Origin of the sequence: Brevibacterium marinum (assembly GCF_011927955.1) — a bacterium.
Classification (GTDB): Bacteria; Actinomycetota; Actinomycetes; order Actinomycetales; family Brevibacteriaceae; genus Brevibacterium; species Brevibacterium marinum.
Genome location: NZ_JAATJN010000001.1, coordinates 2,998,160 through 3,018,694, shown reverse-complemented (window position 1 = coordinate 3,018,694; position 20,535 = coordinate 2,998,160). Strand labels below are relative to the sequence as shown.

Genomic DNA, 20,535 nt, shown 5'->3' with positions numbered 1-20,535 from the left:
ATGAAACGGGCAAGTCTCGCTAGACTGGTGCACGTGGATCAGATCAACGACAAGACACGTGCCCAGGACCGACTGATGGAACTGCGCGGAAGCATCGACAACATCGACGCGGCGCTCATCCATCTGCTGGCCGAACGGTTCAAGCTCACAGAGACGGTCGGCGAGCTCAAGGCCGATCACGGACTGCCTCCCGCGGACCCGGCGCGGGAGGCGAGGCAGGTGGAGCACCTTCGCACACTGGCCGAAGACGCCCACTTGGACCCGGAGTTCGCGGAGAAGTTCCTGACCTTCATCGTCGCCGAGGTGATCCGCCATCACGAGCGGATCGCGGAGACCAGAGAGGCCTGAGTTCGCGGGCTCGTGCGGTTTGCCGAACCGGGCCCGGATCCACTAGAGTGGTTCGTCGGTGCTGTGAGCACCACGGCTGGTGATTCCTCTCAATGGGACACCCGGTGAGTTCCTCTCCGGGGGCCAAGGGATCAACCGCCGTTCGTTTGTGTATGAACAGAAAGGGTTCGACCATGGTCTACGCCATTGTCCGTGCCGGTGGCCACCAGGAAAAGGTCAGCGTCGGCGACATCATCACAGTCAACCGCATGAAGGCGAAGGCCGGTGAGAGCGTCGAACTCGATGCCGTCCTCCTCGTCGACGGTGAAGCTGTCACGACAGACGCAGATGCCCTCTCGAAGGTCGCGGTCAGCGCCGAGGTTGTCAATGAACTCCGCGGTCCCAAGATCGTGATTCAGAAATACAAGAACAAGACCGGTTACAAGAAGCGTCAGGGCCATCGCCAGGACCTCACCCGTCTGAAGATCACGAACATCAAGTAAGAGGAGACTTCTCATATGTCAAGCAAAAAGGGAGTCAGCTCGTCCCGCAACGGTCGCGACTCGAACCCGCAGTACCTCGGCGTGAAGCGATTCGGCGGACAGGCTGTCAAAGCCGGAGAGATCATCGTTCGCCAGCGCGGAACCAAGTTCCACCCGGGTGCCAATGTCGGACGCGGCGGAGACGACACGCTCTTCGCGCTCTCCGCGGGTGCCGTGGAGTTCGGCACGCGCAAGGGTCGCAAGATCGTCAACATCGTCGGCGCTTGATCGACTAGTTCTGTTTTTTCCCCACGTTGGGGTCCATGAAGGGTGAGTCTCAGGACTCACCCTTCATCTGATATAAGGACATTATGGCCACCGAGTTCATAGACCGTGTCACCGTCCATCTTGCTGCCGGCGACGGTGGCGACGGGTGCGCCTCGATCAGGCGCGAGAAGTTCAAGCCCCTGGGCGGCCCGGACGGCGCCGACGGAGGTCAGGGCGGCGACATCAAGTTCGTCGTCGACTCGCAGACCACGACGCTGCTGCCGCTGCACCATCGACCGCACCTGACCGCCGACGGTGGGGGCATCGGCAAGGGCGATCTGAAACATGGTGCCGATGGCGGCGACCTCGTCGTCGCGGTCCCCGACGGGACAGTGGTGAAGACCAAGGGCGGTGACGTCATCGCCGACCTCGTCGGTGCTGGAACCGAGTACGTTGCGGCCGCCGGAGGCCGCGGGGGGCTGGGCAACGCTGCTTTGGCGTCGAACAAGCGCAAGGCCCCCGGCTTCGCCCTGCTCGGCGAGCCCGGTGAGTCGCTGAGCCTGGTACTCGAACTCAAGACCATCGCGGACATCGCCCTGCTGGGCTATCCCTCGGCCGGCAAATCGAGCCTCATCGCCGCGCTGTCGGAGGCGAAGCCGAAGATCGCGGACTATCCGTTCACCACACTCGTGCCCAACCTCGGCGTGGTTCAAGCCGGCGACGTACGTTATACGGTCGCCGATGTTCCCGGGCTCATCCCCGGCGCCTCCGAGGGCAAAGGGTTGGGGCTGGAGTTCCTCCGCCACGTCGAGCGCTGTGCGGCCCTCGTCCACGTCATCGACATGGCGACCTGGGAACCGGGGCGCGATCCGGTCTCCGACCTCACGATCATCGAATCCGAGCTCGCCGCCTACGCCGTCGACCTCGACGACGGGAGCGGACTCCTGCCGCTGACGGACCGTCCGAAGCTCGTGGCACTGAACAAGGTCGACATCCCCGACGGACATGATCTGGCCGACATCGTCCGTCCCGACCTCGAAGCCGCCGGCTACCGGGTCTTCGAGATCTCCGCGGTCAGCCACGCAGGACTGCGGGAGCTGTCCTTCGCGATGGCCGAACTCGTCGCGGCCGAACGCGAACGTCGGGCCGAGCTCGAGGCGATTCCCCAGCGCGTCGTCATCCGCCCGAAGGCCGTCGACGACCGTGGGTTCGAGGTTCGCGTCGAAAGCGATGCCGATGGCCCCGTCTTCCGTGTTCTGGGCACGAAACCCGAACGCTGGGTGAGGCAGACGGACTTCGCCAACGACGAGGCGGTCGGCTACCTGGCTGATCGTCTCGATCGCCTCGGCGTCGAAGACACCCTGTTCAAATCCGGTGCGAAGCCGGGGGACACGATCGTCATCGGTCCGGACGACGGCGTCGTCTTCGACTGGGACCCCACGAGCGTCGGGGGAGCGGAGCTGCTGGGCTCACGTGGGACGGACATGCGACTCGAAGACGACGCCCGATCCACACGCAAAGAACGTAAAGCCGCCTTCCACGACCGTATGGACGCGAAGGCCGCCGTCCGCGCCGAATTCGAAGCCGAACGCGTCGCCGAGAACGGGCAGCGCGGTCGCGAGGCATCGGGCCGGGACACGAGCGAACCCGAAGCCGGTCGGGAATGATCGGGAGTCACCCCGCTGCCTCCGAACCCGCGTCCGCCTGCACAGACATCGCCACCGCCCGGCGCATCGTGGTCAAGGTCGGTTCCTCTTCCCTGACCAGCCTCGACGGGGGTCTCGATGAGGCGAAGCTGATCGCACTGACCGATGTCATCGGTGCCCATCGGGCCGCGGGACACGAGGTCATCCTGGTGTCCTCCGGCGCCATCGCCGCCGGACTCGAGCCGATGGGGCTGAACAAGCGTCCACGCGACCTCGCTACCCAGCAGGCCGCGGCCGGTGTCGGTCAGGGTCTGCTCATGGCCGCCTACACCCGTGCGCTGGGGCGTTACGACCTGGTGCCCGGACAGGTGCTGCTGTCGGCGGACGACCTGATCAGACGCACTCAGTACAAGAACGCCCAGCGGGCCATCGACAAGCTCCTGGCCCTGGGCACGATGCCCATCGTCAACGAGAACGACGCCGTGGCGACCGAAGAGATCCGCTTCGGGGACAACGATCGGCTGGCCGCCCTCGTCGCCCACCTTTCGCACGCCGATGCGTTGGTCCTGCTCTCCGACATCGATGCCCTGTACTCGGGCCCGCCGAACCTTCCGGATTCGGTGCGGATCGAAACCGTGGCAAGCATCGACGACCTCGGCGACATCGCCATCGGGGGAGTCGGGACTGCCGGCACCGGTACCGGGGGCATGGCCACGAAGGTCGAAGCCGCTCTCATGGTCGCCGATTCCGGCATACCGGCGGTGCTGACCTCGGCGGAGAAGGTCGCCTCGGTGCTCGGCGGCGACCAGGTGGGGACATGGTTCTCCGTCACCCACAAACGCCGCGGGACCAGACTGCTGTGGCTGCGCCACCTCGCGCGGACCTTCGGTTCGGTGACCATCGACGGGGGAGCCGAGACCGCCGTGCTCTCACGCGGCACGTCACTGCTGGCGGCGGGAGTGTCGGGGGTCTCAGGCGACTTCGAGGCCGGCGACCCCATCGAGATCAGGAATTCGGACGGCGAGGTCATCGCTCGCGGAATGACCAACTTCTCGTCCGACGAGCTTCCCGCGATGTTCGGACACTCCACCGACGAACTTGGCGCTCGGCTGGGAAATGATTACCGTAAAGAAGTCATCCATCGAAATGATCTCGTACTCACTCATGTGAGCGGGGGGAGATAGCACATGACCGCTGTATCCGAGATTCACCCGAAGACGGTTCGCGGTGTCACCCGAGTCGTGAGGAACGCCAAAAGCGCTGCCGCTCATCTGGCGACCTCGTCGACTGCGGAGAAGGACGCGGGACTGCAGGCGATCGCAGACGCGCTGCGGGAGAACTCCGCACGGATCGTCAAAGCCAACGAAGCCGATATCGCCGCCGGCGTCGAGAACGGAATGAGCGAGGCTCTGCTCGACCGGCTCCGCCTCGACGAGGATCGCATCGATGCCATCGCCTCGTCGGTGGGGTCGGTCATCGACCTCGACGACCCGGTCGGCAACGTCGTGGTCGGTCGCGTACTGCCCAACGGCATCCGACTGACCCAGAACCGCGTCCCCATGGGCGTGATCGGTGCGATCTACGAAGCGCGCCCGAACGTCACCGTCGACATCGCGATCCTTGCTCTCAAGGCCGGCAATGCGGTGGTTCTGCGCGGGGGCTCGGCAGCGCAGCAGTCGAATACCGAGATCATCTCCGTCCTGCGCAAGGCTGTGGAGTCCGTCGGCCTTCCGGCGGACTCGGTCAGCGGCATCGACCAGTACGGACGCGATGGCGCCAGCGTGCTCATGAACGCCCGCGACTACGTGGACCTGCTGATCCCCCGAGGCGGTGCCGAACTCATCAACACCGTCGTCCAGCAGTCACTGGTGCCCGTCATCGAGACCGGAATCGGCAACGTGCACATGTTCATCGACTCTTCCGCCACGGTCAAGAGCTCGGTGGACCTGGTGGTCAACTCGAAGACGCACCGTCCCAGTGTGTGCAACTCCCTGGAGACGCTGCTGGTCCATGAGAAGGCGGCGAAGCGGGTTCTGCCCAAGATCCTCGACCGCCTCGACAAGGCGGGGGTCGTTCTGCACGCCGACACCACCGTGACTGCCCTGGCCCCGGAATCGATGAAGGTCAAACGCGTCTCCCGGCGCGACTGGGCGAAGGAATACCTCGATCTCGAGATCGCGGTCAAGCTCGTCTCCGGCATCGATGAGGCCATAGAGCACATTCGCGCCTATTCCTCGGGCCACACCGAGGTCATCGTGACCAAGGACATCGACAACGCGGAGACATTCGTCACAGCCATCGATGCCGCTGCTGTCGGTGTCAACGTCTCCACGCGATTCACGGACGGGGGCGAACTCGGGTTCGGCGCCGAGGTCGGAATCTCGACTCAGAAGCTCCATGCCCGTGGTCCCATGGGAGTCGAGCAGCTGACGACCACGAAATGGGTCATGATGGGCAACGGACAGATCCGACACTGAGACTTCAGCCGACCGCGGAGGGCAGATGGGGCCTTGAAAGGGATGAAAAGCGATGTCGATGCCCATTTGTCTCATCGTTCATGAGAAACTGAAGCCATAAGCACCGTGACGCAGACAGACGGCGTCCCCAGCACTGAGTAGGAGAGTACACGTGAATGCAGCCCTGATGACCACCGTGGCCGAAGGCGCGGAGAAGGCCGTCCACCACACCGAGATTCCGATGGATCCGATCTACTTCGGGCTCATCACACTTGCCATCTTCCTCTCGATGGCCGCTGTCACCCGGTCGTGGAAGGGCATCTCCAACCGCCACTGATATGGCAGAGAACAAACGCAGGGTCGGTGTCATGGGTGGCACCTTCGACCCCATTCATCACGGGCACCTCGTCGCAGCCAGCGAAGTGCAGTCGACCTTCGACCTCGACGAGGTCGTCTTCGTGCCCACCGGTCGCCCCTACCAGAAGGAAGCCGGAGACGTCACCAGCGCCGAGCACAGGTACCTGATGACAGTCATCGCAACGGCGTCCAACCCGCGCTTCACGGTCTCTCGAGCGGATGTCGAGCGCCCGGGCCCCACCTACACGATCGACACGCTGCGGGACCTCGCCAGAAACTACGGGCCCGATACGGAGATGTTCTTCATCACCGGCGCGGACGCTTTGGCTCAGATCCTGTCGTGGAAGAATGTAGACGAGCTGTTTTCCTTGGCCCACTTCGTCGGAGTGAGCCGGCCGGGGCACGAACTTCGCGGTGAGGGCCTTCCGGTGGACCGGTTGAGCTTGGTGCAGATCCCCGCACTGTCGATCTCGTCCACGGATTGCAGACTACGGGTGATGGATGGGGCGCCTGTCTGGTATCTCGTGCCGGACGGGGTGGTCCAGTACATCGCGAAATACGAGTTGTACAGGAGTGAAAATGGCTGAGGAGCAGTTCACATCACGTCGTGCCAGGCGAGAAGCCGAACGATTGGCTGCGGAACAGGCGTTCGAAGCACAGGCGACACCTGAGCAGCCGAGCGAGCCCTCATCGACCGAGCCGGCCGATTCGCCCCGCCCGCAGACAGATGCCACCGAGACCTCCGAACCCCGATCCGAAACGCCCGCAGCCGGGACCGACGTGGACGAACCGGCGCCGGCCGATTCTGAACCCGACCTCGACCCGCAGCGGGCCCCGCTGCCCCACTTCGACACACGCACCGGCCGCAAACATTACCTGCGCGAGAACGGTCTGTCTCTCGAAGGTGACTTATCCACCGGAGCGACCCCAGTCGTCGCAGGACCGCAGGAGACCTCGGTCCCGGATTCAGATGAGGAATCATCCTCTGAACACGAGTCCTTCGATGCAGCGGGCTTCGGCGGTTCCGCCGACGAAGTCGCCGCGCGAGACTTCGAATCGCCGGTCACGACCGGATCGGCACCACGACCGACACCCCTCGACGAGGAACCGAGGGACGCGCTTTCGCGCCCCCTCGACGAAGAACCGCGGGACGCCCTTTCGCGCCCCCTCGACGGGGGCATCTCTCCCGCCTCAGACCCAGGCCCCGAGGGCCGTGGACCCGGGGCCGAGACCGCCGAACCGAACGACGGCTCCCGAACCGGGGATGGCGAGAGCGAAGCTTCTCGCTCACGTCGCATGCCCATCGTGCAGCCCCCGGGTACCTCGGGGGTCAGAGTCGTGACGGCCGCATCCGCCCAGATCCCCGAAGTCGATGACTCCGAACCCGCCACCGCGACTGGCAGTCGATCCACCGCCGCCGACGGTCGATCCACCGAAGACCGCAGTGGACCCGGAACAGTCCCCGAGCCGAGGGCCGAGACACCGGCCCCGGCCGATTCGCTTGGGACCGAGGCCCGTGCCGAACCTGCGGCCGGTTCCCCTGCGACCGAATCCGAAACAGACACCGGCGCGGCGGCACCGTCGGGTTCCTCAGACGATGCGGCACGCGCCCTCGCAGCCAATCCCGAGACGCGTCCGATGGAAGCCGTGCCAGAGGCCTGGGCGCTTCCCAACCCCGACTACGAGGACGAAGAGACCGAGAACCCGCCGGGCACCCGCGTCCGCGCCAGCGCCGTAACCGGCCAGGACGGACGGATTCTTGTTGGCGAAGAACCATCCAAAGTACCCTATGTAGTGCTGGGCGTCGCCGCGCTTTTCGCGGTCGCACTCATCGTCATTGCACTGGTCATGTTGCTGTAATCACCTGAAAGGCTCTTGTGAGCGAGATCGCTGATTCAACCCAATTGCTGAGGACGGCCGCCCGTGCGGCGGACGAGAAGCTCGGCACCGATCTGGTGGCCCTCGACGTGAGCGGCACCCTGTACATCACTGACGCCTTTCTCATCGTCTCGGCCGAGAACGACCGACAGATCGCCTCGATCATCGACGCGGTCGAAGAAGCCCTGCAGACGACCCACGAACGCACGCCGCTGCGTCGCGAAGGACGGGGCAGCGGCGACTGGGTCCTGCTCGACTTCGGTGACATCGTCGTCCACGTCTTCTCCATCGAACAGCGTGAGTACTACGCGCTCGAGCGTCTGTGGAAGGACTGCCCGACCATCGACTTGGAACTGCCGACGCGCACCGAAGCGACGCAGCCTGGTGCCGAAGACGCTCAATGACCAAGACCGTCATCTTCTGGCGCCACGGCGAGACCGACTACAACGTCGAACGTCGCTTCCAGGGCCAGAGCGACATTCCGCTCAATCGACGGGGACGACGGCAGGCGGCGCAGTCCGCTGCCTACCTCAGCGAGCTGCGCCCCGACCTCATCGTCTCCTCGGACCTGTCCCGCGCCGCCGACACCGCCGACGCTCTGGCCTCACTGCTCGACACCCAGGTTGTGCGGGACGACCGTCTGCGTGAGACGGCCTTCGGCCGGTGGGAGGGTCGCACACGCGATGAGATCAGCGCTGCCTGGCCACAGGAACTCCACGAATGGCTGCGCGGAGCCGATATGAACCCGCCGGGAGGCGAATCGCGCATCGAGTCCGGACAGCGCGTGGCCTCCGCGATCGCTGGCATCGTCGACGGCTCGGACTCCAGGACCATCGCGATCGTCGCCCACGGGGCCGTGCTGCGAGCCGCTGCAGAGCTGCTGTTGGGTATGGACGGCCCCGGCAGGCTGGCGGCCTTGGGCAACTGCGGTCACGGCGAGTTCGGCTTCACCGGAAGCAACTGGATCCTCCGCAGCTGGGGTACGATCCCCTCGCAATGAGCCCGGAGGGCGCGAACGGTCGGGGATCCTCAGCCTCGTGACCGTCAGCCTCGTGCTCGGTGGACCGAACGAATCATCTCCAGCAGCGCCCGAGCAGACGAATCCCAGTCGAAGGACTGCGCCTGCCTCCGTCCTGCCGCCGCGAACTCGGACCACAGCGTCTCATCGGTGAGACGCTCGACCGCGGTGGCCACGGAACGAGGGTCGTCGGGATCGAAGTACAGGGCAGCCTCGGCGGCGATTTCGTGGAAGATCGGAATGTCCGAGACCGCGACCGGCACACCTCGCGCCATCGCCTCGACGACGGGCAGTCCGAATCCCTCCTCCTGAGTGGCCGTCACCAGAGCGGTGGCGCCGTCGAGCAGGTCCGTGTATTCCTCCTCGGAGACGCCGCGGTGGAAGATCACCTTCGCCCGATCGGGGATGAGCGCCCGCAGTGCGGCCTCCCGCCTGCCCTCGATCCGACTGGCGATGTGCAGGGTCCAGCCCGGAAGATGCTCCAACGCCCGGATGAGCGTCTCGACGTTCTTGTACGGCAGGAAGGCCCCCATGTAGACCAGCGACTTCGCATCATGCCGATTCTGCGCGCGCGCCGAGGCGACCGGCACCTCGGCGGCATTGGACACCACGGTCACCGGCTTCGAGGACAGACGGTGCTTCGCGATGAGGTCCTTCGTCGTGTCGCTTACGGCGGCGATCGCATCGGCACGACCCAGCAGCAGCCGCTGCGGGGTGAAGCTGAGGTGATAGGCCCGCCACAGCAGTCGAACGGCCGCGGGAAGGTCGGCCGGGGGGAGCGGATGCGAATAGTAGATGAGGTCATGGACCGTGAGGATGAGGCCGTACCGGCGGCCGGTCGAGCCCATCACCTGCATGGTCGAGAAGACCACATCGGCGCCGAGCGCATTGAGCTTGCCCGCGATGACGACCTCCTGTGGGGAGGTGGGGGAGTTGAGCTTGACCCACCGGCACTCGGGGAGGAGTTCGAGCTGCGCTTCGTCGCTGATGATGGCGGTGACGTCGATCTCGGTGCCCTCCACGGCTCTGAGCAGTGCCTCGAGCAGGCACGAACCATAGCGGGAGATTCCGTCATGGTGTCGCGTGCGGGTGAAGCGGGCGTCGAAGAAGACGCGAACGCTCCCGCCCGTCTGAGGGGTGTCTGTGCTTTTGCTCATGGAACTCCGAATCGATAGTGTGATCATCTGTACATCTGTGTTCATCCGAGATTGCGTTCATCGCGACGAAGGGTCTGTGAGTGAAGGAAGCATCACCTGTGCCCGGGGCCATGGGGCCTCGGTCATGATCCTAACGGCTGTCGCCCTCGCCGCACTCATCATCCTCACTCCGTTCATCACCCGCTTGTTCGGCAGAGCCAGCGGATGGCTGCTGGCAGCCGCCTATATCGGCGTCGCCGTCGCCTTCACCCCCACCGCCGCCGAGGTGATGGCCGGGGGAGCACCGGAGGCGAGCTACCGCTGGATTCCCTCCCTCGGCGTTGATCTGGCCCTGCGCGGTGACGGCATCGGCGTCATCTTCACATACATCGCGCTGATCATCGGCGCGATCGTCTTCGTCTACTCGACCGGGTACCTGTCGCCGGGCCGGAACACGAGCTTCTACTGGCTGATGGTGATCTTCACGTTCTCCATGGTCATGCTCGTCCTCAGCAATGATCTCCTGGTGCTGTTCGTCTGCTGGGAGCTGACCTCCCTGGCCTCCTTCTTCCTCATCGCCCGATCCGGCTCACCCGGGCAGGCGCCCTCGCTGCGCACCATGTTCATCACCTTCCTCGGCGGTCTCTCCCTGCTCGTGGCCATCGGAGTGATCATCGCGGTCACCGGAACGACGGACGTCCATGAGGCCCTGAGCTCACCCTATTGGTCGGGCGAAGCACCGGCGACGACGCTGGTGGCGATCCTCATCGCTGTCGCGGCCATGACGAAGTCCGCGCAGTTCCCGTTCCATTCCTGGCTGCCCGACGCGATGGCCGCTGCGACCCCGGTCTCGGCCTATCTGCATGCCGCCGCGGTGGTCAAGGCCGGCATCTTCCTCATGCTGCGGTTCACACCTGCCTTCCACGCCACCCCCGCGTGGAACCTCCTGCTCGTCGTCGCGGGTCTGGTCACCGCCTGCATCGGCGGATGGTTCGCCCTCAACCAGTCCGACGTCAAGAAGCTCATGGCCTATTCGACGGTCTCGCAGCTGGGTCTCATCACCGCGGTGATCGGCGTCGGCTCCGAAGCCGCAATCGCCGCCGCGACCCTGCACGTCATCGCGCACGCACTGTTCAAATCCGGCCTGTTCATGATGGTCGGAGTCGTCGACCACCTGACGGGGACACGGGAACTCACGCGCATTCCACGTCTCATGCGCGCGGCCCCGGCCTCCTTCATCGTGATGATTGTCGGCTGCGCCTCCATGGCGGGGATACCGCCGCTGCTCGGCTTCGTGTCGAAGGAATCGCTGTTCGCCGCCTTCACCGACACCCCAGGGGCGGCATGGACCGGGTGGGCCGCACTGCTGGTGGCCGTCGCGGCCTCGGTGCTCACCTTCGCCTACTGCGCGAAGACCGTCTGGGGGGCATTCATCGACGGCAAACCCGTGCACCGGGCACGGCTGAGCCACGGATCACCCGTCATGCTTGTCTCGGCGGCGGTTCCGATCCTTGCCTCGATCCCGCTCAGCTTCGTCCTGTTCGCCTTGGACAATCCGCTCGACCAAACGGTTCGTGCGGCCCTGCCGGAGGCCACGGGCGCGGTCGAGCTGGGACTGTGGCACGGGCTGAACATGGAGTTGCTCGCCTCGCTGCTCATCATCGCCATCGGCGTGATCATCATCGTCAACCGCTCCCGCGTCTTCGTCTTCTTCCACCGTGCCGCCCTCGGATTCGACGGGGCCGATGTCATGGCGGGTCTCGGTGTGGTGCTGCGCCGGATCGGACGGGGCCTGTCCGTCTTCGCACGCCCCATGAATTCCGGACCGTACCTGGCGATGTCCCTGGGTGGGCTCTGCGTCCTCGCCTTCTCCGCCGTTCCGGTGATCTATTCCGATCTCCCACCGCTGCAGGACGGACTGTGGCACCCGATCGACATCGTTCTCCTCGTCCTCATCACCGTGGCCGTCCTCGTCGTCTGCACCTCGCACTCCCGACTGACTACGGTCGTCGCACTCTCCGGAGTCGGTATCCTCGCCACGGTGCAGATCCTGGCGCTGGGAGCTCCCGACGTCACTCTGACCCAGCTGCTGGTCGAAGCGATGACGATCATCGTCATCATGCTGGTGCTGCAGAAGCTGCCGCGGTCATTCTGGCGATACCCGAAGCGCGTGCAGGGCACGCGCTTGCTCTTCGCCGTCCTCATCGGGGGCGCAGCGACCGTGCTGACCCTGGCGCTCAACGGTCGGCGCGAACGCTCAGACCTGGGCCTGTACTATATCGAGAACGCCCCCGACATCAGCGGCGGTGACAATATCGTCAACACCATCCTCGTCGAATTCCGTGCCCTGGACACCCTCGGTGAGCTCACGGTCCTGGGCATGGCCGGAATCGCCATCGTAGCGGTGATGTCGACGGTCAAGGACAAGTTCATCGACCCGCCGGCAGAGAACATCCCCGAACCGCCGAAGAAGGCCTGGGTCTCGATCCGACCCCGGGGCACCACAGCTTATCGTGGTGTCCACGAAGCATGGCCGAACGTGATTCCGCTGCAGCTGACGATCAGGGTCCTCGGTCCGCTGCTGGCGATCACCTCGCTCGTGATCTTCTGGCGCGGGCACAACGAGCCCGGCGGTGGATTCATCGCCGCCCTGGTCGGTTCGGCGATCATCGGCCTCATCTACATGTCCACGGCCAAGGATCGGGCAATCGGACCGCCGCGAGCTCCCCTGTACCTCATCGGTTCGGGTGTGGCCACGGCAGTTGTGACCGGTCTCATCGGTCTCATCTTCGCCGGGTCGTTCCTCGAGCCGCTGCACGGATATTTCCTCGGGCAGCATTTCACCACGTCGATGATCTTCGACCTGGGCGTGTACCTAGCGGTGCTGGGTCTCATCCTCGCCTCATTCAACCTCCTCGGCGTCTCGGATTCCGCAGCCACCCCCGCCGGGGACGACGTGCTGACCAACGGCATCATCCGCCGCGACGTCGAACGCACGCGTGAGCGTGCCGATGAGCTGCTCTACGGCGAGCTGAGCGGACCGATGGAAGCGATCAGGGGAGAGCGCCCGTCACTCGACGGTCGCGCACGGATTGCCGATCGGGATGCGAAGGTGCGGGCATCGTCGACCCACATCCTCCACGGCGATGCGCCCATCGAACGCTCGACCGGTGAGGGGCGGCAGCACTCGGCCGCAGTCGATGAGGAGGGAATGCGATGATCCTGGCTCTCACGATCGGCGTGCTGACCGCCGGCGGGGTGTATCTGATGATGCAGCGGTCGATGGTCAGAGGCGTCTTCGGTCTGACGCTGATCTCCCACGCCGCGAATTTCATCCTCCTCTCCGCAGGAGTCGGCGCGTGGCGCGTGGAGCCGCTGAGCAATCGCGGCGATCAGAGCATGGCCGCCGATCCGCTGCCGCAGGCCTTCGTCCTCACCGCCATCGTCATCACCTTGGCCGTGACGATCTTCATGCTGGCCCTGGCCGTGCTCGGCCACGACGACGATCAGAAACGTGCCCCCGAGACCGGTGAGGGGCGAGACTCATGAATCCTGCATTCCTGCTTCTGCTCATCGGCGTGCCGCTCCTGTCGTCGGCGCTGAGCGTGCTCATCACCTCCCGCACTTTCGACCGCATCCTGCTGCTGGCAGGCCCGAGCTTCGTCGGCATCTCCGGCATCATCCTGCTCGTCGTCCATCAGCGGCAGCCTGTCATCGCCCATTCCGTCGGCGGCTATGTCCCCGGTCTGGCGATCCCCTTCGTCTCCGATGCATTCACCGCACTGATGTTGGTCCTGACCTCCCTCACGGCCCTCATCAGCTGCATCTTCCTGATCACGACAGGGGAGGACCAGTACCGATTCGTCCCCGCACTGATCCTGATGATGCTCACCGGCGTCTACGGTGCGCTGCTGACCGGGGACCTCTTCAACTTCTTCGTCTTCGTCGAGGTCATGGTCCTGCCGGCCTATGCACTCATCGCGGTGACCGGAACGTGGCGCCGCCTCGGCGTGGGGCGTATGTACGTCATGGTCAATCTGCTCACCTCGACGATCCTGCTCATCGGGGTCGGCTTCGTCTACGGGGCCCGCGGAACCGTCAACATCGCCCTCCTCGCTCAGATGGGAGCCCCGAACGGACAGGGGGCTCTGGCGATCGGCGTCGTTCTCCTCGCCCTGATCATCAAGGCCGGCGGCGCCCCGTTCCACGGTTGGCTGGCTCGCAGCTATCCGAACACCTCGGCGGGAATGATGTCACTGTTCTCCGGGCTGCACTCCAAGGTCGCGATGTATGCGATCTACCGGATCTACACCTCGGTGTACGGGGAACCCGCGGCCTGGGTCGATGTCATCGCCGTCATCGCCATCATCAGCATCCTCATCGGTGCTCTGTCCGGTTTCGGCCAGAACCGGGTCCGCAATGTCCTCGCCTTCCAGATGACCTCGGGCATCGGGCACATCCTACTCGGTGTCGTGCTGCTGACGTCGACGGCACTGGGCGCCGGCACCTTCTACATGGTCCATCACATGATCACGATGTCGGGACTTCTGCTCATCATGGCCGCCATCGAACAGACCTACGGCACCGGCTCATTCAAGAAGCTGACGGGCCTGGCCAAGCGGGAGAGATGGACGACGATACTGATGATCCTCGGCCTGTTTTCGCTCATCGGCCTGCCCCCGACCTCCGGGCTGTGGGGGAAGGTCGGGCTCATCACGGCCGCGACCGCCAGCGGTGATCCCCTCGGCGGGTGGCTGGTCATCGCCATCGTGGTCGGCGCACTCATCAGTCTGCTGGCACTCCAGCGCACGTGGCGCAACACGTTCTGGGGCCCGCCCATGCAGACCTACCGCCCCGATTCCGCGGACACGGGCAGGGCTCCGGCCGAGCCCATCCTCAGAAGTGTGCGGATTCCCGCCCGGCTGCTTGTGCCGGGAACGATCCTCATCGGCGTGTCCGTGGCCATCTTCGCCTATCCGGAGCCCCTGCTGGCGGTTACAACTCAGGCCGCGGACGGTCTCCTCGACCCCAGCGCCTACATCGAGGCGGTGACAAGACGATGATGCACCTCATCCACGGAATCTCCTACCTCTTCTACATCGGCTGGGCGATCCTGACGGGTTCGGCCACGATCGTGGGGCGACTGTTCCTGCCCGGGCAGGAGTATGCGCGTCCGATGATCGTGGAGGTTCCGCTCCGGTGCGTCACCGATATGGAGGTGGCCATGTTCGCCTCGTCGATCACGATCACGCCCGGCACACTGGTCACGGCCATCGCCTCCGGCACCTCGACACAGCCGCCTGTCCTCTTCGTCCACGCCCTGTTCGAGGAGTCGGAGGAGTCCGCGCTGGAGGGCCTGTACGACATGGAATCCCGGTTGCTGGCGATGACGCGGGGCCGGGCCCCGTCGACCGCCGCGAAATCAGTCACCGAACTCGAGCAGGAGGAAGGACGAGAATGACCATCGTCGTCAGCATCTGCATCGTGATCCTCGCCGGAGCCGTCATCGTCGGCCTGATCAGGGTCCTCACCGCCAAAGACCTGGGCTCCCGGGCGATCGTCAGTGACCTCATGTACTTCTCCGCCATCGGCATCCTGACGATGTTCGGCATCCTCGTCTCGTCGTCGATCGTCCTCGATGCCGTCTTCCTCTCCTCCATGGTCGGCATCCTCGCCACCATCGCCCTGTCCCGGATCCTCACCAGGGGGCTGCGCTGATGAACGACGCCGTGGCGACCACCCTGGTCGGTGTCTTCGGGATCTCCGGGTCCCTGCTCATGCTCTTCTCCGCGATGGCGATGTTCCGGGTCCGCGACGCGTTCTCCCGGATCAACGTCTTCTCCCCGTCGACCGGGGTGGGGATGCCGCTGATCGTGGTCGCCGCCTACGTCTATGACCTGCACAGCGCCGGTTTCAGCTGGGGGTCCCTGCTCATGGCCGTCGTCGCCGTGCTGTGCCTCATCATCGTGTCCTCGGTGGCCAGCAATACGCTCTCGCGAGCGAGCGTGCTCTCCGGACAGCCGGTCTACCGCAAGACTTCGCCGAACCGATTGGCTCGGCCGCCGGCGGGAACCATCGATGTCGATCCGGGCTCCGCGCAGGATCCCACGCGCGAGGACTGAGAACCCGGACCTGGGATTTTCGCCGGCTATTGTCTGCCGGTGGTGCGCATCGTGATGTTGATCCGGCCCCCGCCGAGGTGGTCGAGACGACCGTGCTCCGGTGCGGTGTCCTGGCTGATCTTCGTCACTCCGTGATAGGCGAAGCGAGCCGGTCCGCCGAAGACGAAGGCATCACCCGAGGCGAGGCGGATGTCTTCGAAGGGTCTGTTGCGGTTGTCGGTGTTTCCGAACCGGAAGACACAGGTGTCGCCGAGTGAGAGGGAGACCACGGGCGCGGGGTCGAACTCGTCCTTGTCCTGATGCATGCCCATCTTCGCATGGGCATCGTAGTAGTTCACGAGCGCGACGTCGGGGGAGTAGAGGTGGGGGACCAGCCCCCACTGCTGTGCGGCATGGTCCGGGAACATCGAATCCTCGGCCACCACCTCGGCGGCCTCGGTGAGTACTTGGCGACCCAGGCGAGTCATCCAGTCGGGAAACGACAGCACGTGCGCGCCGTTGACATCGCGGGCCCGGCGATCGTAGCGACCCGGCTGCCAATGCCAGCCCAGGCCGATTGTCTTCACACTCATCGGATGTCCGGCGATCGATGTGGCATGGGCGGGAACGGGACCTGCCCGCCACTTCGCGTACTGCCTGATGATCCAGGACTGAGCTGCCTCATCGAGAAAGCCGGGGAGCCAGACCGCCCCCTGTGCGATGACGCGGGGGCGGCGGTCGAAGGCCTCGTCGGCGAACAGTGACTCCATGGCGGGGCGGTACCGAGCTCAGAGTTCCGTGAGCTCTATGGACTCGTCCTGCAGGCGTGCGGCCGAGACGTCCTTGCCGATGAGGGCGCGAAGCTCGTCACCGACATCCCAGATGTTGACGTTCATCGCGGCGATGACGGTTCCGCCGCGAGTCCAGAACACGATGAACTCGCCGCTCGACTTGTCGCCGCGGATGACGACATCATCGTCACTCGTCCCGTGGCCGACGTATTCCATGCCGAGATCGAACTGGTCCGTGTAGAAGTACGGCTGCCAGTCGTATGTCTTGTCGCCGGTGGTCATCTCGCCGCCGGTGATGGTCGCGGCTGCGACTTCGGCCTGGCGCACGGCGTTGTCCCAGTGTTCGACGCGCAGTCGCCGGTTCAACAGTGTGTTCCGGGCCTCGGCGATGTCGCCGATGGCGAGGATGCTCGGATCGCTCGAGCGCATGTGCTCATCGACGATGATCCCACCGTCCGTGTCCAGCTCCGCGGCCTCGGCCAGGGCGATGCTCGGATTGGCCCCGATTCCCACGACGACGAGGTCGGCGGACAAGTCGCCGACGGTGGTCTGGACGGATTCGACGGCCTTCGACCCGGAGAAGCCTGTCGCTTCCGCATCGGAGACGAACGAGATGCCGTTGGCCCGGTGCAGGTCTTCGAAGTAGGCTCCGATCTCTTCGCCGAGGACCGATCTGAGCGGGGGAGCCGAGCGCACGACGACGGTGACCTCGCACCCGGCGTTCTTGGCCGCTGCCGCCACCTCGAGGCCGACCCAGCCGCCGCCGATGATGACGACCTTGCTGCCCTGTCCGAACTGCGAGCGGATGGCCACGGCGTCACCGGCGTCTCGAAGCGTGTGGATGTTTCCCAGGTCGGCGCCCGGGACATCCAGGGTCCGTGGCGTCGAGCCGGTGGCCAAAATGGCCTGCCCGTAATTGAGGCTGTTTCCGTCGTCCAGAGTGATGCTCCGATTCTTCGCATCGAGTTCTGTCACGGTGGTGCCGAAGAACGTCGTCACATCGTGGGCCGGATACCATTCCTCGCCCCGCAGCGCCGACTCGGCAGGGTCCGATCCTTCGAGCATGACCTTCTTGGACAGATCCGGACGATAGTACGGAGCGGCCGGGTCGGCACCGACGAGCGCGATCGTTGCGGAGTATCCCTCGTCGCGAAGTGTCTCGACCACGGTTCCACCGCCGATGCCGGCGCCGATGATGACAGTTCCGAACTCCTGAGCCATTGCCAGTCCTTCCACGAGGGGATTTCTTCCACCCTGTACCGCCAGTCACGGAGAGTCAACTGGAATGAGGTGCTGTACGTGCTCGTTTTGTGCAGTTCGGGGACTTCGGCGTAAAGTGAGGGCGGAAGGGGCTTTAGCTCAGTTGGTAGAGCGTTTCGTTCGCAATGAAAAGGTCAGGGGTTCGATTCCCCTAAGCTCCACAAGGGATGTAGAGGGTTTGAGTCAGTCGGCGCGGGCCCCATATGGACCCCCATTCGAAAACCCTCATGAGTTGAGCTTCTTCAGAGCCGCCTGATCTGCTGTGGTCCCCAGGTGGTGGAGGTAGTGGGGGTAGAGATTCGTCGTCGCTACCGACGCATGACCCAGCCACGCTTTCAATGTGGACAGGTCGACTTCTTCTGTCAGCCAGATGCACGCGGCAGAGTGTCGCAGGTCGTGCAGCGTTCGGCCCATGCCCACCTCTTCATAGTGTGTTGAGATGAGGCAGGACTGTCGCCACAGCTTCCCGCCCTTCGGGCCGGTGAAGACGAGATCGTCCAGACCTGTGTCTTCCAGCAGCTCCCTGACGAACGGCAGGACCTCATCAACGATCGGAACCGTCCGGGAGGTCCTGCCCTTGGTCGACTTGAGCTTGCGCGTCTCTGTCTGAGAGCGCGTCACCCGCTTGTAGGGCATCCCGTCGAGGATGACATCGCGTACAGGCAGTGCCCACGCCTCGCCCCAACGCAGTCCTGTCCAGCCGAGTATGTAGATGATCTTCGCATTGTGCTCACTAAAGCGTGAGCACCGATCGAAGATAGTCTTGAGCTCGCCTCGGGAGAACGGGTGCATCTCGTTGGGAGGATCGACCACCGCCGGCAGTTTCGACCGGCGGACGGGATTGTCTCCGCGTCTGTTGTCATCGACCGTCCACTTGAAGAACGAGGACAGCGACTCGCGGTAGCGTTTGAGGGATCCGTCGCCGAGGTCATGCTTCTTGCGCAGGTGGATGTACCACTTCTCGAGGTCACTCGGGGTGATCGACGCGATCGCGCGAGCCTTGAGGGTCGGGGTCAGCTTCGCCTGGACTATGAGGTCGACAGCGAAGGTACCCTCGACAACCCAATCTCGGCGTACCTCGATCCACTCCTTCATGAGGGCCTTGACTTTTGCCTGACCACCATGGACATCGAGTCCGCCGCCAGCGGCTGTCTCTAGCCTCGTCGCCCAGGCGATCGCAGCGTTCTTCTTGTCAAAGGTCTTTCGACCCAGGATCACTCGACCCCGCTTGGCAACTCCACGCGATCGGCCACTGGGGAGCTTGGTTGCATACGCCATGATGTGTCACAGTCCTTTAAAGTAATCAACAACGCCCCCTTCGGGTATCGAGGGGAGCCTTCGGAGAGGTAGACGCACTCGGGCCCGACTCCGTCTCGGGACCAGCGGCAGAGTGTCGATACGCTCACGCGTAGAAGCTCGGTGACTTCAGAGCGGAGCATCAATACCAGGTAGGCAGACAGAAGCGAGTCCATCGTCATCTTCCCCATCCTCGTCATCAGGAGCGAACGGATCGGCGGCATCGGGAATGCCGCTCATGCCCTTGACAAACTCGGCGGGGATCGACTCCTCGGCATCCGACAAGATCTGCGGGGCGATGTCCCCGCCGGCAGCGAAGTCACCCCTCGCTGACGCTGAACTCGACGTACTCCTCCAGCCCCTCGGTGGTGTTGAGGAGGTTGCTTAGCGTCTGATGCGGCGCATCGAGTGGATGGATGAGCGTGATCCCGCCTTCGGCGAAACTGAAGTTGGTCAGCGTGATCGTGTCACGCTCTCTGGTACGCACCAGTGGCATATGTCTCCTCTTTCATGTGAATAGCTTGGGATCGACGACGCGATCGCGTGCGATCGCCTCGAAGCCCCCGATAAAGCCGTCGCCGATCTTGACGAACGTGGTGTTGCCGATGTCGGTGAACATCAGATCCATGTACGGCGTCTTGTCTCTGACCTTGGTGAATCTCTTGATCGCCTCCAAGCACATCGCGAAGTATGTTCGCGCTGTCGCTTCGGCCTGACCGAGGGTGTCGAGCTCCTCGTTTATGGCATCGATGTCGTCCTCCCCTGCCTCAACAGACGTCATAGCCGCCAGCGACTCATTGCCGTAGGCGACCATCAGGTGGCAGTCGCTGATCTCGACCCAGACCGTGGAATCTTTCGCCTTCGTTGGTTGCTGTGTCGTTCATTTCTCTCCTTGAATACAATTCGACCCCCTGTACATTGGGCACAGAGGGTCGTTGTGGGGTTTGTTCAAACGATGGAGCTCACGGTTTGTTGAGCACTTGGTCAGGGTCAATACCGAGTCGTTCAGCATCAAACTTGAACTCGGATTCCCTGATTCGTGCGGATTCTAATGGGTCGCGTGGACCAAACATGTCATCGAAGACGCTTTCGAATTCGCCTCCATTATCGCGTTTGGTCGCTCTGAAGTCGGCTGGGCTCGCTTCCCAATGCTCTTGTCTTTGCGTAATGTGAGCTGGAATTAAATGGGAAGTTGAATGCCGAAAATGAGCAACTGCTGCACCACGCTTCCGCGATCGAGATGTTTCTAACAATCTGCAACCAAGTTTCGGCTGCATCCTCGGGGAAGTTGGTGCCGTCGACACCTTCCGCGAATCTGATGATCTCCCGAACCTCTTCGATGTTCATTTCAACCCTCCGTAGCGCACTGTGATTGGCGAATCGACTGTCGTGCTCGGCTCAGCTTAAAGACCTTCGAGCTTTCCGGTTCGGCTCTGGAACTCATCCAGGAGCTTTCGGCTGGACGGGACGGAGACAATGAGTCGTCTCATCTCGTCAGAGCTCAAACTCTTCGATGTACC

At 64.0% G+C, this 20,535-nt stretch carries 24 protein-coding genes and 1 tRNA gene; 18 read left to right on the top strand and 7 right to left on the bottom strand.

Annotated features, from left to right (window positions below):
* Nucleotides 1-33 precede the first annotated feature (33 nt).
* The 11 genes from BKA07_RS13425 (at nt 34) to BKA07_RS13375 (ending at nt 8,413) form a co-directional block, all read left to right on the top strand.
* Nucleotides 34-348, top strand: a complete 315-nt coding sequence (locus tag BKA07_RS13425; RefSeq protein ID WP_342449069.1) for a chorismate mutase — start codon at nt 34-36, stop codon at nt 346-348.
* 173 nt (nt 349-521) lie between these two features.
* A complete protein-coding gene (gene rplU, locus BKA07_RS13420) occupies nt 522-830 on the top strand; it encodes a 50S ribosomal protein L21 (RefSeq protein WP_167951329.1) in 309 nt (102 codons plus the stop codon).
* Between the two features lie 15 nt (nt 831-845).
* The gene (gene rpmA / locus BKA07_RS13415) at nt 846-1,097 is read left to right on the top strand and encodes a 50S ribosomal protein L27 (protein WP_167951328.1); all 252 of its coding nucleotides are present in this window, start codon (nt 846-848) and stop codon (nt 1,095-1,097) included.
* An 83-nt stretch (nt 1,098-1,180) separates the two neighbouring features.
* Nucleotides 1,181-2,743 carry a GTPase ObgE gene (obgE, locus tag BKA07_RS13410; protein WP_167951327.1) on the top strand — a complete coding sequence of 521 codons (1,563 nt, stop codon included), beginning with the start codon at nt 1,181-1,183 and terminating at the stop codon, nt 2,741-2,743.
* On the top strand, nt 2,740-3,906 hold the full coding sequence (proB, locus tag BKA07_RS13405; RefSeq protein WP_167951326.1) for a glutamate 5-kinase: 1,167 nt from the start codon (nt 2,740-2,742) through the stop codon (nt 3,904-3,906). Before obgE ends, proB begins: the two co-directional genes overlap by 4 nt.
* A gap of 3 nt (nt 3,907-3,909) precedes the next feature.
* Complete coding sequence (locus BKA07_RS13400) at nt 3,910-5,199, top strand: glutamate-5-semialdehyde dehydrogenase (protein ID WP_167951325.1); 1,290 nt, start codon at nt 3,910-3,912, stop codon at nt 5,197-5,199.
* Nucleotides 5,200-5,350: 151 nt separating this feature from the next.
* Nucleotides 5,351-5,515, top strand: coding sequence for a hypothetical protein (locus BKA07_RS13395; RefSeq protein WP_167949062.1), 165 nt, complete (start codon nt 5,351-5,353; stop codon nt 5,513-5,515).
* A 1-nt stretch (nt 5,516) separates the two neighbouring features.
* Nucleotides 5,517-6,122: a nicotinate-nucleotide adenylyltransferase gene (gene nadD, locus BKA07_RS13390; protein WP_167951324.1), complete on the top strand. Its 606-nt coding sequence runs from the start codon at nt 5,517-5,519 to the stop codon at nt 6,120-6,122.
* Nucleotides 6,115-7,395, top strand: coding sequence for a hypothetical protein (locus BKA07_RS13385; protein ID WP_167951323.1), 1,281 nt, complete (start codon nt 6,115-6,117; stop codon nt 7,393-7,395). Before nadD ends, BKA07_RS13385 begins: the two co-directional genes overlap by 8 nt.
* 17 nt (nt 7,396-7,412) lie before the next feature.
* On the top strand, nt 7,413-7,817 hold the full coding sequence (gene rsfS / locus BKA07_RS13380; protein ID WP_167951322.1) for a ribosome silencing factor: 405 nt from the start codon (nt 7,413-7,415) through the stop codon (nt 7,815-7,817).
* Complete coding sequence (locus BKA07_RS13375; protein ID WP_167951321.1) at nt 7,814-8,413, top strand: histidine phosphatase family protein; 600 nt, start codon at nt 7,814-7,816, stop codon at nt 8,411-8,413. Before rsfS ends, BKA07_RS13375 begins: the two co-directional genes overlap by 4 nt.
* Nucleotides 8,414-8,457: 44 nt before the next feature.
* Here BKA07_RS13375 and BKA07_RS13370 read toward each other — a convergent pair whose 3' ends face one another.
* Nucleotides 8,458-9,588 carry a glycosyltransferase family 4 protein gene (locus tag BKA07_RS13370; RefSeq protein WP_167951320.1) on the bottom strand — a complete coding sequence of 377 codons (1,131 nt, stop codon included), beginning with the start codon at nt 9,586-9,588 and terminating at the stop codon, nt 8,458-8,460.
* Between the two features lie 124 nt (nt 9,589-9,712).
* On the opposite strand from BKA07_RS13370, the gene BKA07_RS13365 reads away from it, so the two are divergent.
* Genes BKA07_RS13365 through BKA07_RS13340 form a run of 6 tightly spaced genes read left to right on the top strand, consistent with a single transcriptional unit; the run spans nt 9,713 to nt 15,689 of the window.
* Nucleotides 9,713-12,787: a DUF4040 family protein gene (locus BKA07_RS13365; protein ID WP_167951319.1), complete on the top strand. Its 3,075-nt coding sequence runs from the start codon at nt 9,713-9,715 to the stop codon at nt 12,785-12,787.
* Entirely contained in the window at nt 12,784-13,116 is a 333-nt protein-coding gene (locus BKA07_RS13360) for a sodium:proton antiporter (RefSeq protein ID WP_167951318.1), read from the top strand. Before BKA07_RS13365 ends, BKA07_RS13360 begins: the two co-directional genes overlap by 4 nt.
* Entirely contained in the window at nt 13,113-14,630 is a 1,518-nt protein-coding gene (locus tag BKA07_RS13355; protein WP_167951317.1) for a monovalent cation/H+ antiporter subunit D family protein, read from the top strand. The genes BKA07_RS13360 and BKA07_RS13355 overlap by 4 nt, the downstream gene beginning before the upstream one ends.
* Nucleotides 14,627-15,028, top strand: a complete 402-nt coding sequence (locus BKA07_RS13350) for a Na+/H+ antiporter subunit E (protein ID WP_245161948.1) — start codon at nt 14,627-14,629, stop codon at nt 15,026-15,028. The genes BKA07_RS13355 and BKA07_RS13350 overlap by 4 nt, the downstream gene beginning before the upstream one ends.
* Nucleotides 15,025-15,285, top strand: a complete 261-nt coding sequence (locus tag BKA07_RS13345) for a monovalent cation/H+ antiporter complex subunit F (protein ID WP_167951316.1) — start codon at nt 15,025-15,027, stop codon at nt 15,283-15,285. Before BKA07_RS13350 ends, BKA07_RS13345 begins: the two co-directional genes overlap by 4 nt.
* Nucleotides 15,285-15,689, top strand: coding sequence for a cation:proton antiporter (locus tag BKA07_RS13340; RefSeq protein WP_167951315.1), 405 nt, complete (start codon nt 15,285-15,287; stop codon nt 15,687-15,689). The genes BKA07_RS13345 and BKA07_RS13340 overlap by 1 nt, the downstream gene beginning before the upstream one ends.
* Before the next feature lie 26 nt (nt 15,690-15,715).
* Here BKA07_RS13340 and BKA07_RS13335 read toward each other — a convergent pair whose 3' ends face one another.
* The gene (locus tag BKA07_RS13335; RefSeq protein WP_167951314.1) at nt 15,716-16,438 is read right to left on the bottom strand and encodes an alpha-ketoglutarate-dependent dioxygenase AlkB; all 723 of its coding nucleotides are present in this window, start codon (nt 16,436-16,438) and stop codon (nt 15,716-15,718) included.
* 18 nt (nt 16,439-16,456) lie between these two features.
* Complete coding sequence (locus BKA07_RS13330; RefSeq protein ID WP_167951313.1) at nt 16,457-17,680, bottom strand: NAD(P)/FAD-dependent oxidoreductase; 1,224 nt, start codon at nt 17,678-17,680, stop codon at nt 16,457-16,459.
* Nucleotides 17,681-17,807: 127 nt separating this feature from the next.
* Between BKA07_RS13330 and BKA07_RS13325 the strand changes: the two genes are divergently transcribed.
* A tRNA-Ala gene (locus BKA07_RS13325) sits at nt 17,808-17,880 on the top strand.
* Between the two features lie 64 nt (nt 17,881-17,944).
* Here BKA07_RS13325 and BKA07_RS13320 read toward each other — a convergent pair.
* The 4 genes from BKA07_RS13320 to BKA07_RS13310 all read right to left on the bottom strand — a co-directional run bounded on the left by BKA07_RS13320 (nt 17,945) and on the right by BKA07_RS13310 (nt 19,796).
* Complete coding sequence (locus BKA07_RS13320) at nt 17,945-18,997, bottom strand: tyrosine-type recombinase/integrase (RefSeq protein WP_167951312.1); 1,053 nt, start codon at nt 18,995-18,997, stop codon at nt 17,945-17,947.
* Between the two features lie 147 nt (nt 18,998-19,144).
* Nucleotides 19,145-19,300: a hypothetical protein gene (locus tag BKA07_RS19025; RefSeq protein ID WP_209043974.1), complete on the bottom strand. Its 156-nt coding sequence runs from the start codon at nt 19,298-19,300 to the stop codon at nt 19,145-19,147.
* 34 nt (nt 19,301-19,334) lie between these two features.
* Nucleotides 19,335-19,511 carry a hypothetical protein gene (locus tag BKA07_RS13315; protein ID WP_167951311.1) on the bottom strand — a complete coding sequence of 59 codons (177 nt, stop codon included), beginning with the start codon at nt 19,509-19,511 and terminating at the stop codon, nt 19,335-19,337.
* 12 nt (nt 19,512-19,523) lie between these two features.
* The gene (locus tag BKA07_RS13310) at nt 19,524-19,796 is read right to left on the bottom strand and encodes a hypothetical protein (RefSeq protein ID WP_167951310.1); all 273 of its coding nucleotides are present in this window, start codon (nt 19,794-19,796) and stop codon (nt 19,524-19,526) included.
* Between the last annotated feature and the right edge of the window lie 739 nt (nt 19,797-20,535).